Below are 13,121 nucleotides of genomic sequence, written 5' to 3' on the forward strand. Positions count from 1 at the left end.
AACGTACGGTCGGCGATCACCGGTTGGCACGCGTAGTTGACTACCTATTTGCGCGCGACCGGCTACCGCATTTCGGCAGGTATGGGCAACGAGCCCTCAGCGCTTCGGAGCGCCAAATGCCTCCGGAGTCGACATCGGCGGCGCGTCCCATCGCCGTTGCACCTCGCGCTCGGCGGCGGTGGGGATCAGGCCCGACGGCGCGAAGAACCTCGACGGCACCGGGTCGTCCTCGGTCAACGGCCGGCTCAGCCTGCTGGCCGGCCCGCGAATTGCCCCGAGCGCGACCACGACTCCGGCGATCACCACGACGACGACGGCCGCCGCGAACAGGATGGACAGCGTGCCCTGGATGAAGGTGTTCCGGATGACCGCGTCGAGCTGATGCGCGTTCTTGGCCGATCCGAACGACGTCTTGCCGGCGCTGCGCGCGGCCAGGTATTGGAAGTGCTGCGTCCAATAGCCGACGGTGGGATCCGCGGAGAAGGTCTTCTGCCACGACGCGGTCAGCGTGACCACCAGATCCCACAGCAGCGGGACCCCGGGAATCCACGCCCACCTCAGCAGGCCCTTCTTGATGACGATCGCCGTGATGACGGTGAGCGCGATCGCCGCGAGCAGCTGGTTGGCGATGCCGAACAGCGGGAACAGCGTGTTGATGCCGCCCAGCGGGTCGGTCACGCCCATCAGCAGGATGCCGCCCCACGCGGCGACCACGGCCAGGCTGCACCCCCACACGCCGGGGCGCCAACTCGGGTTTTGCAGCTTGGTCAGCGGCCCGCCCAGATTGCCGAGCGAATCGGAGAGCATGAAACGGGCGACCCTGGTGCCCGCGTCGACGGCGGTGAGGATGAACAGCGCCTCGAACATGATCGCGAAGTGGTACCAGAACGCCTTGAGACCGGCGCCGCCGAAGGCCCGGTTCAGCACCTCGGACATGCCCACCGCCAGCGTGGGGGCCCCGCCGGTGCGGGACACGATCGATTTTTCGCCGACGACGGCGGCGGCCTGGTTCAGCTGATCGGCGGTTGCCGGGCCACCCGGCAACCCGAGCCCGTTGACGTAGTGCGCCGCAGTGGCCGCGGTGCCGCCGGTCTGCGCGGCCGGAGCGTTGAGGGCGAAGTACACGTGCTGGTCCAGGATCGCCGCGCTGATCAGCGCCATGACGGCGACGAACGACTCGGTCAGCATGCCGCCGTAGCCGATGAAGCGCATCTGGCTTTCCTTCTCCAGCAGCTTGGGCGTCGTCCCCGACGAGATGAGCGCGTGAAAACCGGACAGCGCGCCGCACGCGATGGTGATGAACAGGAAGGGAAACAGCGAGCCGGGGAACACCGGCCCGTCGCCGCTGTGGGCGAACCGCGAGACCGCCGGCGCCTGGATGAGCGGGTGCGCGAGGAAGATCCCGAGCGCCAGCAACGCGATGGCGCCGACCTTCATGAACGTCGACAGGTAGTCGCGCGGCGCCAGCAGCAACCACACCGGCAGCGCCGACGCCACGAAGCCGTAGATGATGATCAGCCACGAGACCGTGACCGCCGAAAGGTTCAACCAGGATGCGCCCCAAGGGGTTTCGCTGACCCAGTTGCCGGAGACCACGGCCAGCATCAGCAACGCGAAACCGATGAGTGAGACTTCCCCGACCCGGCCGGGACGCAGGAACCGCAGGTAGCAGCCCATGAACACGGCGATCGGAATCGTCATGGCGATGGAGAACACGCCCCACGGGCTCTGGGCCAGTCCGCGCACCACGACCAAGGCCAGCACCGCGATGATCATCACCATGATGACCAGGACGCCCACCATCGCGGCGGCCCCGCCGGCAGCGCCCAGCTCGTCACGGGCCATCTGGCCCAGCGAACGGCCCCGCCGCCGGGTGGAGATCCACAACACCAGGTAATCCTGCACGGCGCCCGCGAATACCGCGCCGAAGATGATCCAGATGCTGCAGGGCAGATAGCCCATCTGGGTGGCCAGCACCGGACCGACGAGGGGCCCGGCGCCGGCGATGGCGGCGAAGTGATGGCCGAACAGCACCCGACGGTCGGTCGGCACGTAATCGGTGCCGTCGTCGAATAATTCGGCGGGCGTGGCGTGGTCGTCGCGCGGCCGGACGATCTTCAATTCGATCAGCCGGGCATAGAACCGGAATCCGATCAGGTACGTGCAGATCGCCGCGACGACGATCCACACCGCGTTGACCGTCTCGCCCCGGGCGAACGCGATGATCGCCCACGCGGCGGCGCCGAGCACCGCGATGATCGCGAACGCGACCTTGTGCCGGGCGGTGATGGGGGAGCGGTCGACGATAGCGACGGGTGGCAGGTCGTCATCGGTGTGGATGTAGCTGACGTCTGTGTCGCGCCCTGTGACTGCCACGGCGGAAACCCTACGCGCGCAAGCCAACTGCGCCTGTCCGAAATTCAGTACAGCGCGCGCACGGCGTCGATGGTGTCGGCTTCGGCTGGGCTCTTGTCGTCGCGGTAGCGCAGCACGCGCGCGAACCGCAGTGCCAGACCGCCGGGGTAGCGCGACGACTTCTGCACTCCGTCCAGCGCGATTTCGACCACCTGCTCGGGCCGCACGTGTACGACGTACCCGTCGGTGCCGCCGACCGCGAGTTCGCCGAACCGGGCGGTCTGCCACTCCAGCATGGCGTCGGTCATGCCCTTGAAAGTCTTTCCCACCATGATGAATTCGCCGGTGACCGGATCGCGGGCGCCCAGGTGGATGTTGGAGAGTTTGCCGCGGCGGCGACCCGATCCCCACTCCACCGCGAGCACCACCAAATCCAGCGTGTGCACCGGCTTGACCTTCAGCCAGCCCGCTCCCCGGCGACCCGCCGCATACGGCGTGTCCGGCGCCTTGGCCATCACACCCTCGTGGCCGGCGGCCAGCGTCGCGTCCAGGAAGGCGCCCGCCTCCGCGGGGTCGGCGGTGAACAGCCGATCGACCCGCTGCGCCGGCGGCACCAATGCATCCAGGGCGGCCAGCCGCTCGGTGGTCGGCGCGTCGAGCAGGTCGACGCCGTCGCGATGCAGGATGTCGAAGAAGAACACCGAAAGCCGTTGCGCGGCAAGGGCTGCAGCGATGTCGACGGAGCGGCCGAAGCGCGAGGCGGTGACCTGAAACCGGTGCGGCCGATTATCGGGCCGCAGCGCGATCGCCTCGCCGTCGGCGATGAGGTTGTCGACCGGCAGCGCCAGCGTCGCCTCCACCACTTCGGGCAGCCGGGCGGTGACGTCGTCCAGGCTCCTGGTGTAGACGGTGACCTGGTCGCCGGCGCGATGGATCTGCACCCGCGCGCCGTCCAGCTTGGCCTCGAAAATCGCCTGCCCGCCGTGGCGTTCGATCGCGTCGGCCACGCCCGTCGCGGTCTGCGCCAGCATAGGGCCGACCGGCCGGCCGACCCGCAGGGTGAACGCGTCCAGCGCCGACGCCGAGCCGGACGAGGGGCCGGAAAGGGCCGCCGCCGCCACCGCCGGCAGGTCCCCGCCCAGCATCGCGGCTCGCTGCACCACGGCGGCCGGGATCCCGGCGGCCTTGGCCACGGCGTCGGTCATGATCCCGGCCAGTGCGCCCTGGCGCAGTTCGCCGCCGAGGAGTCGCAGCAGAAAGGTCTGCTCGGTTTCGGTGGCGGCGGCGAATAGGGCGTTCACCAGAGCGGCGCGGCGCGCCTGCGCGCCCTTGCCCGACACGGCGCCGATGTCGGAGAAGGTAGCGTCGACGCCGGTGACGGTCAGCGTGGCCTGTGTGGCCGCCGACGGCCGCGAGCGCAGCGCCGCCCAGCCCACGCCGATCTGGCGCTGCCGCAGCTCACCGGAAAGCCACGACACAATGATGGCGACCCGCGCGGCGTCGGGCGCGGCGCGGGCCAGCAGGTCGGCGATGTGGGCGACCTTGGTCAGCCGCGACGATGTGCTTCCGACGTCGTTTGACGTCGTTGCCACGTCGAGAAGGAGCACGGTTGCCAGCTTGGCATGGCTCGGTGACAGGCCTGGAGAACGGACACGCTAGCGTGCCTACGTAACGTTACAGATTGCACGGGTTCTGACAACCACGAAGGAGACGTCCGGATGGAGATAAACGGGAAGAAGGCCGTCGTCATCGGCGGCGCATCGGGGATGGGACGCGCCACCGCGGAACTGTTCGCCGCGCGCGGGGCGGATGTCGCCGTCCTCGACCGTGAGGGTTCCGACGGCAAGGCGGTCGCCGAGGGCTTCGGCGGCGCGTTCTACCCCGTCGACGTCACCGACTTCACCGGCACCGAAGAGACGCTGCAGACCGCTGTCGACAAGCTCGGCGGCCTGCACGTCATCGTCACCACCGCCGGCGGTGGCATCGCCAAGCGGACGATGACCAAGTCCGGTCCGCACGACCTCGAATCCTTCCAGTCCGTGATCGACCTCAACCTCATCGCGTCCTTCAACATCAGCCGGCTGGCCGCCGCGCATATGGCCAAGAACGAGCCCGAGGACGAGGAACGCGGCGTCATCATCAACACCGCCTCCATCGCGGCCTTCGAGGGCCAGATCGGGCAGGTCGCCTACACCGCCGCCAAGGCGGGTATCGCGGGCATGTGCCTGACCATGGCCCGCGACCTGGGCTCGCTGGGCATCCGGGTGCTGGCCATCGCCCCGAGCCTGTTCGCCACCGGACTGACCCAGGGCATCCCGGACGAGTTCGCGGCGGCGCTCACCAAGGACGCGGCGTTCCCCAAGCGCCTCGGCCGTCCCGAGGAGTACGCGAAGCTGGCCGCCGCCATCGTGGACAACCCGATGCTCAACGGGCAGTGCCTGCGACTGGACGCCGGACAGCGGTTCGCACCCAAGTAGCCGCCCCCCGTTGGGTCCCTCCCCGCATTAAGTACACTCTTTAGGCAGCCGCCCCGCTTCCCCTCGAAGCGGGGCAGGCCACCCAGCTTCAGCCCCGACGTTGCGGGCCGCGCGGCGGCCCAAGCGGGAGCGGGACGATCACACCCGGCTGGCATGCGGCGCGAGGAGGGCCCTCATGGGTATCGCAATAACCGACGACCATCGTGAACTCGCCGAGGTGGCGCGCGGGTTCTTGACCTCGCAGAAGGCGCGCTGGGCGGCGCGATCGCTGCTCGACGCCTCCGACGAGCCCCGCCCGGGGTTCTGGCACAACCTGGTCGAACTGGGCTGGCTCGGCCTGCACGTCGACGAGGAATACGGCGGCTCGGGCTTCGGACTGCCCGAGCTCGTCGTGGTGATCGAGGAACTCGGACGCGCGGTAGCGCCGGGGCCCTTCGTGCCCACCGTGATCGCGTCCGCCGTGATCGCCAAAGACGGTACCGCCGAACAGAAGTCGCGGCTGCTGCCCGGCCTGATCGATGGAACCGTCACCGCCGGCATCGGGCTGGACGGCCAGGTGCGGGTCAACGACGGCTCAAAAGGTCGGATAGCCGAGGGTGAGGCCGGAATCGTCCTGGGGGCCGGGCTGGCCGAGCTGTTGCTGATCGCGGCGGGTGACGACGTTCTGGTGCTCGAGCGCGGCCGCGACGGTGTGTCGGTCGAGGTGCCGGAGAACTTCGATCCGACCCGGCGGTCCGGCCGCGTTCGCCTGGAGAACGTGCGCGTCTCCGACGATGACGTGCTGGCGGGGGCGCGCCCATCGGCGTTGGCCCGGGCCCGCACCCTGCTGGCCGCCGAGGCGGTGGGCGGGGCGTCGGACTGCGTCGACGCCGCCGTCGACTACGCCAAGGTGCGCCAGCAATTCGGGCGCACCATCGCCACGTTCCAAGCGGTCAAGCATCATTGCGCCAACATGCTGGTCGGCGCGGAGTCCGGGATCGCCGCCGTCTGGGACGCCGCCCGCGCGGCGGGCGAGGACGAGGAGCAATTCCGGCTGGTGGCCGCGGTGGCCGCGACGCTGGCGTTGCCCGCCTACGTCCGCAACGCCGAACTCAACATTCAGGTGCACGGCGGCATCGGCTTCACCTGGGAACACGACGCGCATCTGCACCTGCGCCGGGCGGTGGTGACCACCGCGCTGTTCGGTGGCGACGCACCGGCCGCCGACGTCTTCGAGCGCACCGCCGCCGGCGCCGTCCGCGAGAACAGCCTGGACCTGCCCCCGGAAGCCGAAGAACTGCGCACCAGCATCCGCGCCGACGCCACCGAGATCGCCGCCCTGGGCAAAGAGGCCCAGCGCGACAAGCTGATCGAGACCGGCTACGTGATGCCGCACTGGCCCAAGCCGTGGGGACGCGCGGCCGACGCGGTGGCGCAGCTGGTGATCGAGGAGGAGTTCCGCGCGGCCGGCATCAAGCGACCCGACTACGGGATCACCGGCTGGGTGATCCTGACGCTGATCCAGCACGGAACACCTTGGCAGATAGAACGATTCGTGGAGAAGGCGCTGCGCAAGGACGAGATCTGGTGCCAGCTGTTCTCTGAGCCCGACGCCGGATCGGACGCCGCGTCCATCAAGACGCGCGCCACCCGGGTGGACGGCGGCTGGAAGATCAACGGCCAGAAGGTCTGGACCAGCGGGGCGCACTATTGCGCACGCGGCCTTGCCACGGTGCGCACCGACCCCGACGCCCCGAAGCACGCCGGCATCACCACGGTGATCATCGACATGAAGGCGCCCGAGGTCGAGGTGCGGCCGCTGCGGCAGATCACCGGCGGCTCGGACTTCAACGAGGTCTTCTTCAACGACCTGTTCGTCCCCGACGAAGACGTCGTCGGGGCGCCCAACTCCGGGTGGACCGTCGCGCGCGCAACGCTGGGCAACGAGCGTGTCAGCATCGGCGGCAGCGGCTCGTTCTACGAGGGGCTGGCCGACCAACTCGTGCAGCTCACCGAGCAACGCCCGGATCGGTTGGCGGGCGGGCGAATTCGAGTCGGCTCGTACCTCGCCGAGGAAACCGCGCTGCGGCTGCTAAACCTGCGGCGCGCCGCGCGCAGCGTCGAAGGCGCGGGACCCGGCCCGGAAGGCAACGTCACCAAGCTGAAGCTGGCCGAGCACATGGTGGAAGGCGCCGCGATCATGGCGGCGCTGCTGGGTCCCGAGGTCGCGCTGACGGACGGTCCCGGCGCCCTGGCCGGCCGGCTGATGATGGGGGCCCGCGGCATGGCGATCGCCGGTGGCACATCGGAAGTGACGCGCAATCAGATCGCCGAGCGGATCCTCGGCATGCCGCGCGACCCGCTGATCAACTAGTCCGCGGACGTCAGGCCGGCGCGAACTGCGCCGCGCCGCCGCTGCCGCGCTGCGGCCGCAGCTCGACGGGCATGCCACAGGTCACCGAATCCGGTTCGCAGTCAACGATGTTGGCGGCGACCCGCAGGCCGCTCTGTTCGGCGAGCTCGACGATGGCGATGACGTACGGGGTGGGGATCTCCGGGTTGTACGGGTGATGGTTGACCGTGTAGGTGAACACGGTGCCCCGCCCGGAGACTTCTCGCGACACCAGCGGGCCCCCACACTCGCGGCATTTGCCGCTGGCCGGATGCACCCAGCGCGCGCAGTCGTCGCAGTACTCGATCAGCAGCGGCCCGTCCGACACGACGAATACAGTACACTCAATTGATTCGATGGCGGCGGTGGGTGTGGTCTGACGGGCGGTGTGCATGACGCATTTCGAAAAAGACGCGATCTTGTCCGGCATCGGGATCTCGCGGATCGGCCGTCGCACCGGCATCCCGGGCCTGGAGCTGACCATGGAGGCGGTGCGCGCCGCCATCGAGGACGCCGGACTGGCCGCCACCGACATCGACGGCATCGCCACGCTGGGTGACACACCGGCGGCGGACGTCAACGCCCAGCTGCGCATCGACGCCGCGGACTGCGGGTCGGGCTTCGGCACCGGCGGCTTGCTTTCGCCGGTGATGTCGGCATGCCGCGCGGTCGCCGAACGCCGCGCCCGCCACGTGGTGGTGTACCGGACGATACAAATGCTGGGCGGCACGGTCCCGGTCAAGCAGGAGGAAAACGCGCCCGCCCCGCCGCTGGCGCGGATGTTCGAGACGCCCGAAGGCGAGCCGAAGCCCGCCGTCGGCGCAATGGACGACGTCAACGATCTGGTTGCGGCGCACGCCTACTCGGCCGCCAACTGGCTGGCGCTCAACTGCCGCCGCCACATGGAGCTGTACGGGACCACCAAGGAACAGCTGGGCTGGATAGCGCTCAACGGCAGGCGCAACGCGGCGCTGAATCTTCTTGCGGTGTACCGGGATCCGATGACGATGGCCGATTACCTGGGCGCGCGGCTGGTATCCACCCCGCTCGGGCTGCTGGACTGCGACGTCCCGATCGACGGCTCGATCGCGGTGGTGGTGTCGCACGCCGAGTACGCCGCGGACTGTCCACACCGCGCGGTGAAGGTGGAGGCGATCGGCGGGTCCGACGGCGCCGGCGGCTGGTTTCACCGTGCGGACTATCCGAAGATGGCGATGTCGGATGCGGCGGCGCAGATGTGGTCGCGCACGGAACTGAAGCCCGCCGACCTCCAGCTCGCCGAGTTGTACGACGGATTCACCTATCTCACCCTGGCGTGGCTGGAAGCGCTCGGGGTCTGCGGCGACGGCGAGGCCGGCCCGTTCGTCGAGGGCGGGGCGCGGATCGCCCGCGACGGGCAGCTGCCGCTGAACACCTACGGCGGCCAACTTTCGGCCGGGCGCATGCACGGCTACTGGGCGCTGCACGAAGGGTGTCTGCAATTGCGCGGTGACGCGGGGGAGCGGCAGGTATCGCGTCGCCCTGAGGTCGGGGTCGTCTCCGTCGGCGGTGGGCCCGTCGCGGGGTGCATGCTGCTGACCTGTTGATCGAGAGCGATCGAGCCCGGATGACCGAGGATCCGAAGACCGGCCAGGCGGACAAACTCGCGTCGATCCTCGCCCGGGACATCGAGGCCGATATCGTCCGCCGCGGCTGGGCGGTGGATCAATCGCTGGGATCGGAACAAGCTCTGCAGCAGCGCTTCGGGGTGAGCCGGTCGGTGCTGCGCGAGGCCGTTCGCCTGGTCGAGCACCATCAGGTCGCGCGGATGCGCCGCGGCCCCAACGGGGGGCTGTACATCTGCGAGCCGGACGCGGGGCCCGCCACCCGGGCCGTCGTCATCTATCTCGAATACCTGGGCACGACGCTGGACGACCTGCTTAACGCGCGCCTGGTGCTCGAGCCGCTGGCGGCCTCGCTCGCCGCCGAGCGCATCGACGAGGCCGGCATCGCGCGGCTGCGGGCGGTGTTGCACGCCGAGGAGCAGTGGAAGCCCGGTTTGCCGGCCCCGCGCGACGAGTTCCACATCGCGCTCGCCGAGCAATCCAAAAACCCGGTGCTGCAACTGTTTATCAACGTTCTGATGCGGCTCACCACCCGCTACGCCCTGGCGTCGCGAACGGATTCGGCGACCGAGGCCATCGAGGCGGTCGACCATCTGCATGCCCACCACTCCGAGATCGTCGCGGCCGTCACGGCCGGCGATTCGGCGAGGGCCAAGAACCTGTCGGAGCGACACGTCGAGGCGGTGACCGGCTGGCTGCAGCAGCATCACGCGGGCGACGGAAGGCGGGGGCGCAAGTCGCGTCGGCGGCTCGATTCCGAGGCGCCCCGGGGCAAACTGGCCGAAATGCTGGCCGCCACCATCGGTGACGACATCGCCGCCAGCGGCTGGCACGTGGGTTCGGTGTTCGGCACCGAGGCGGCCCTGCTGGAGCGCTACCGGGTGAGCCGCGCGGTGCTTCGCGAAGCGGTGCGGCTGCTCGAATACCACTCGGTTGCGCACATGCGCCGCGGACCCGGCGGCGGGCTCGTCGTCGCCCAACCCGCGGCACAGGCCAGCATCGACACGATCGCCCTGTACCTGCAATACCGCGAGCCGAGCCGCGAAGACCTGCGATGCGTCCGCGATGCCATCGAGATCGACAACGTCGCCAAGGTCGTCAAGCGGCTCGGCGAATCCGAGGTTGCGGCCTTCCTGGCCCACCACGGGGCCGGGCTGCCGGACGACTCCCGACAAACACCCGACGATGTTCGGCGGGCCATGGCGGAGGAGTTCGACTTCCACGTCGGCTTGGCGCAGCTCGCCGGAAACGCGCTGCTGGATCTCTTCCTTCGCATCATCGTCGAGCTGTTTCGCCGGCACTGGTCGAGCACCGGGCAGGCGCTGCCGACATGGTCGGACGTGCTGGCCGTGCACCACGCTCACCTGCGGATCGTCGAAGCGGTCGGGGCCGCCGACGAGAGCGTCGCCTGTTATCGCCTCCGCCGTCATCTCGACGCGGCCGCCTCGTGGTGGCTTTAGACCGGCGACCGGCGACCACCCGATGGGCCCCACCAAATGAGGTGAATCCAAATGTGATCCGTGGCGCGGTATAGCGAAGGCCCGTCTTGGGTACTGGAAGGGAGGGAAGGCGACAGCCGACTCAGCAGGGGGTTGGCGTAAGTGATCGAAAGCGAGAGCGCTGAAGTGACGGTGGGTAACGAAACCAGACAATACGGTTTCGTCCACTCCGCTCTGATTTACCACTCTCATCAGGAATTTTTGGACTTGGTAGACCGCTTCGTCGGCGACGGCTTGGAGCGGGCCGAGGCGGTGCTGGTTGCCGTGCCGCCCCAGACGATGGCGTTGCTGCACGACAAGCTGTCCGCCCGCGATGACCTGCCCGGTGACCTGCGCATGGTGGACATCACCGAGATCGCCCGCAACCCGACCCGGTTCATGGCGATGGAGGGTGCGTTCATCGACGAGCACCCCGATCGGCGCGTGCGAATCGTCAGCCAACTCGCGTGGCCCGGCCGCACCGAGGAGGAATTCGTCGCCTGCATCGAGCACGAGGCCCTGGTCAACGAGGCCATGGACGCCTACCCGGCGACCAGCCTGTGCCTGTATGACGAGAGCCAGCTCGACGCGGCCGTCCTGGCCGACGCGCGCGCGACACATCCGCTGCTGTGGGAATGCGGTGCGCTGCAGCGCAGCTCGGATTACGCCCCCATCGACGTCCTGGAACGTTGTAACCGCCCGTTGGCCGCCAGCCCCGGGGCCGTCACCTACATGGTTCGCCGGTCTGCGGACCTGCGGCCGGCGCGGTCCTTTGCCGTCGACTACGCGGGCTGGATGGGGCTGTCCCAGGAAAGCATCGAGGATCTGCAGCTGGTCGCCACCGAACTGGCCACCAACAGCCTGATGTACACCGGTGGTGCCTGCCGATTGGCCTTCTGGCAAGACGACGGGCATCTGGTCTGCGAGGCGCGCGACACCGGACAATTCGACGACCCGATGGTGGGCCGGCTGGACCCGGGCCCGTGTGGCCCCGCGAGTCGCGGCCTGTACCTGGTCAACGCCATCTCGGACTTGGTGCGCACCCATACCACCCGTACCGGTACGACGATTCAGGCATACCTGCGGTTCGAGCAGGCCCCAGGGCCGGCCGGGTAAGACGAGGCGGCCGAAAGAAACCAGCGACCCGCCGAGACCACAGGTCTGGGCGGGTCGCTCGTTGTCGGGGTTACAGGCCCAGCGCCCCGGTGATGCCGCCCACGACTCCGCCCACCGTGCCGCCGATGGTGCCGCCCGTGGTGCCGCCCGTGGTGCCGCCCAGCGTGCCGCCGGTGGTTGCCCCGGTGGTCCCCGTCACCAGGCAACCGGTCGGCGCGAACAACACCATGACAAATCCCGCAGCGGCCGCGGTAGCTTTAAGGACCTTCTTTGTCCTCGTTGAATTCATAATCCCATCCTTTCATCTGGAGGGCATTAGCCCCGGCACGTGAACCGGCCGACAAATCGGATGTTATAACGTCTATTAGACACACGTAAAGACCCAGTTAGATTTTAGTTAACGTGCCGTTGATGGGTTTGTGCGCGCGTCAATCACATACCACGACAACGCTATTCGATGATCGAGTGCGCGCGGAAGCGAAGAATCTCTCGCCTTGGGGAGGTGCCGTTAAATCGCAATAAGCATCGACAAAGCGCCATTAATAAATGGCTATCACGACGCTCAATCCGGGCCGAATCGAGTTTGGCTTACTTCCATCATCCGGGTGTGCCGGATTTGGGGAAGCGTGCTAGGAAATAGCGTCCCGCCGGGAACAAAAATCCTAGCGGGTCGCTTGTGTAATCGGCTTAAAGGCCGAGGCTGCCGAGGACGCCACCGATGGTGCCGACGCCGCCGCCGCTCCCGCCGATGAGGCCCGAGCCTCCGGCGCCCCCGGTGACCGTCGTCGCACACCCGGGTACTGCTAACACCGCGGCCACCCCGAGGGCCGCTGCGGCAGCTTTAAGGGTTTTCTTGGTGCTCTTCGCCTTCATGATCGAGCCTTCCATGTGAGGGGTAGTTGAACAGCCGTCTAATTGACTGCCGGTTCCCTTCATACCCCCTGTTGCACACATGTAAACCAAACTTTTAGGATTAATTTCTGTATTTTTTTGTACGGTCCGTTGGTGCCGCTCAGGGCTGTGAGGCGTGGGCCCGCGGCAGTTGCAGAAATCGTGTCCGGGGGTCTAGCGTCAACGCCCGTGCGTCTTTGCGAGCGTGGCGTAGTAGCTAGCACCCGCAGCGGGGTCTGATCCTGACCGACCCCCCGCTGTGGGTCGGAAGCTACTGCCGTCGGTCGCTCCTGCTGACCAGAAAAGACCGGCACCATGGCTCTTCCCGAGCGCAATCAGCCCGAAAATTTCGAGCCCGCCAGTGTGTGGTTCGGCGACCGCTTCGGCGTCTCGCTCCCCCGCGGTCTGCGGGAGCAGGCCGCTGCCACGTCCTGGGAGGGCTTCGTCGCGGCCTACGGGCGTAACGCCGGACCGCTGCGATTAGGCCATTGGGAGTGCACCGACGAAGATCGCGCCGCGACCCGACTGGGCTTGCAGGCCCGCGACTTCCGGGCCGTGATCGCCGTGGGCGATTGCATCAGCACCGCCACCGCTGCCGCCGGTGGACCGATCGCGGCCCTGACCGCGATGCTGCACGAGCGGGGGATCACCGTCGAGATCGTGGAGTTCCACCAGATGCGATCGGCAACGGGCATAGCCACTTTCGTCCGCGGCGGCGACGGCGCCCGCGCCGAGTGGGCGATGGGCTGGTCGGACGATCCGACGCAGTCGGCGCTGCGCGCGGTGATCGCCTGCGCCAATCGGCTGTTCGCCTGACGCGCCGAAATAG

The 13,121-nt window shown here is 68.4% G+C and carries 11 protein-coding genes; 6 read left to right on the forward strand and 5 right to left on the reverse strand.

Annotation, left to right across the window (positions count from 1 at the left end; all coding sequences use genetic code 11):
* Positions 1–96 precede the first annotated feature (96 nt).
* Both G6N50_RS28455 and G6N50_RS28460 read right to left on the reverse strand, forming a co-directional pair.
* Positions 97–2,376, reverse strand: coding sequence for a carbon starvation CstA family protein (locus tag G6N50_RS28455; RefSeq protein WP_083092814.1), 2,280 nt, complete (start codon positions 2,374–2,376; stop codon positions 97–99).
* Between the two features lie 44 nt (positions 2,377–2,420).
* A complete protein-coding gene (locus G6N50_RS28460) occupies positions 2,421–3,962 on the reverse strand; it encodes an ATP-dependent DNA ligase (protein WP_083092812.1) in 1,542 nt (513 codons plus the stop codon).
* A 111-nt stretch (positions 3,963–4,073) separates the two neighbouring features.
* On the opposite strand from G6N50_RS28460, the gene G6N50_RS28465 reads away from it, so the two are divergent.
* Positions 4,074–4,832, forward strand: a complete 759-nt coding sequence (locus G6N50_RS28465; protein ID WP_067827497.1) for an SDR family NAD(P)-dependent oxidoreductase — start codon at positions 4,074–4,076, stop codon at positions 4,830–4,832.
* Positions 4,833–5,007: 175 nt separating this feature from the next.
* A complete protein-coding gene (locus G6N50_RS28470) occupies positions 5,008–7,185 on the forward strand; it encodes an acyl-CoA dehydrogenase (protein ID WP_083092810.1) in 2,178 nt (725 codons plus the stop codon).
* Between the two features lie 10 nt (positions 7,186–7,195).
* Here the strand turns inward: G6N50_RS28470 and G6N50_RS28475 are convergent, their stop codons facing one another.
* Positions 7,196–7,531 carry a Zn-ribbon domain-containing OB-fold protein gene (locus G6N50_RS28475; protein WP_083093114.1) on the reverse strand — a complete coding sequence of 112 codons (336 nt, stop codon included), beginning with the start codon at positions 7,529–7,531 and terminating at the stop codon, positions 7,196–7,198.
* 64 nt (positions 7,532–7,595) lie between these two features.
* Here G6N50_RS28475 and G6N50_RS28480 point away from each other — a divergent pair, with 64 nt between their 5' ends.
* The 3 genes from G6N50_RS28480 to G6N50_RS28490 all read left to right on the forward strand — a co-directional run bounded on the left by G6N50_RS28480 (position 7,596) and on the right by G6N50_RS28490 (position 11,401).
* On the forward strand, positions 7,596–8,789 hold the full coding sequence (locus tag G6N50_RS28480) for a thiolase family protein (protein WP_083092808.1): 1,194 nt from the start codon (positions 7,596–7,598) through the stop codon (positions 8,787–8,789).
* 20 nt (positions 8,790–8,809) lie between these two features.
* The gene (locus G6N50_RS28485; RefSeq protein ID WP_083092806.1) at positions 8,810–10,267 is read left to right on the forward strand and encodes a FadR/GntR family transcriptional regulator; all 1,458 of its coding nucleotides are present in this window, start codon (positions 8,810–8,812) and stop codon (positions 10,265–10,267) included.
* A gap of 141 nt (positions 10,268–10,408) precedes the next feature.
* Positions 10,409–11,401 carry a sensor histidine kinase gene (locus G6N50_RS28490; protein WP_083092804.1) on the forward strand — a complete coding sequence of 331 codons (993 nt, stop codon included), beginning with the start codon at positions 10,409–10,411 and terminating at the stop codon, positions 11,399–11,401.
* Between the two features lie 70 nt (positions 11,402–11,471).
* Here the strand turns inward: G6N50_RS28490 and G6N50_RS28495 are convergent, their stop codons facing one another.
* Complete coding sequence (locus G6N50_RS28495) at positions 11,472–11,690, reverse strand: hypothetical protein (protein ID WP_142275415.1); 219 nt, start codon at positions 11,688–11,690, stop codon at positions 11,472–11,474.
* A gap of 398 nt (positions 11,691–12,088) precedes the next feature.
* A complete protein-coding gene (locus tag G6N50_RS28500) occupies positions 12,089–12,274 on the reverse strand; it encodes a hypothetical protein (RefSeq protein WP_068270574.1) in 186 nt (61 codons plus the stop codon).
* 333 nt (positions 12,275–12,607) lie between these two features.
* On the opposite strand from G6N50_RS28500, the gene G6N50_RS28505 reads away from it, so the two are divergent.
* The gene (locus tag G6N50_RS28505) at positions 12,608–13,108 is read left to right on the forward strand and encodes a 2-isopropylmalate synthase (RefSeq protein ID WP_083092803.1); all 501 of its coding nucleotides are present in this window, start codon (positions 12,608–12,610) and stop codon (positions 13,106–13,108) included.
* Positions 13,109–13,121 lie beyond the last annotated feature (13 nt).

Source organism: Mycobacterium mantenii, from assembly GCF_010731775.1.
GTDB classification, from domain to species: Bacteria; Actinomycetota; Actinomycetes; order Mycobacteriales; family Mycobacteriaceae; genus Mycobacterium; species Mycobacterium mantenii.

What these genes read in the sequence shown, in the direction of transcription:
- G6N50_RS28465 (WP_067827497.1), top strand. Translation starts at nt 4,074, where the DNA reads ATGGAGATAAACGGGAAGAAGGCCGTCGTCATCGGCGGCGCATCGGGG.
- G6N50_RS28470 (WP_083092810.1), top strand. Translation starts at nt 5,008, where the DNA reads ATGGGTATCGCAATAACCGACGACCATCGTGAACTCGCCGAGGTGGCG.
- G6N50_RS28480 (WP_083092808.1), top strand. Translation starts at nt 7,596, where the DNA reads ATGACGCATTTCGAAAAAGACGCGATCTTGTCCGGCATCGGGATCTCG.
- G6N50_RS28485 (WP_083092806.1), top strand. Translation starts at nt 8,810, where the DNA reads ATGACCGAGGATCCGAAGACCGGCCAGGCGGACAAACTCGCGTCGATC.
- G6N50_RS28495 (WP_142275415.1), bottom strand. Translation starts at nt 11,690, where the DNA reads ATGAATTCAACGAGGACAAAGAAGGTCCTTAAAGCTACCGCGGCCGCT.
- G6N50_RS28500 (WP_068270574.1), bottom strand. Translation starts at nt 12,274, where the DNA reads ATGAAGGCGAAGAGCACCAAGAAAACCCTTAAAGCTGCCGCAGCGGCC.
- G6N50_RS28505 (WP_083092803.1), top strand. Translation starts at nt 12,608, where the DNA reads ATGGCTCTTCCCGAGCGCAATCAGCCCGAAAATTTCGAGCCCGCCAGT.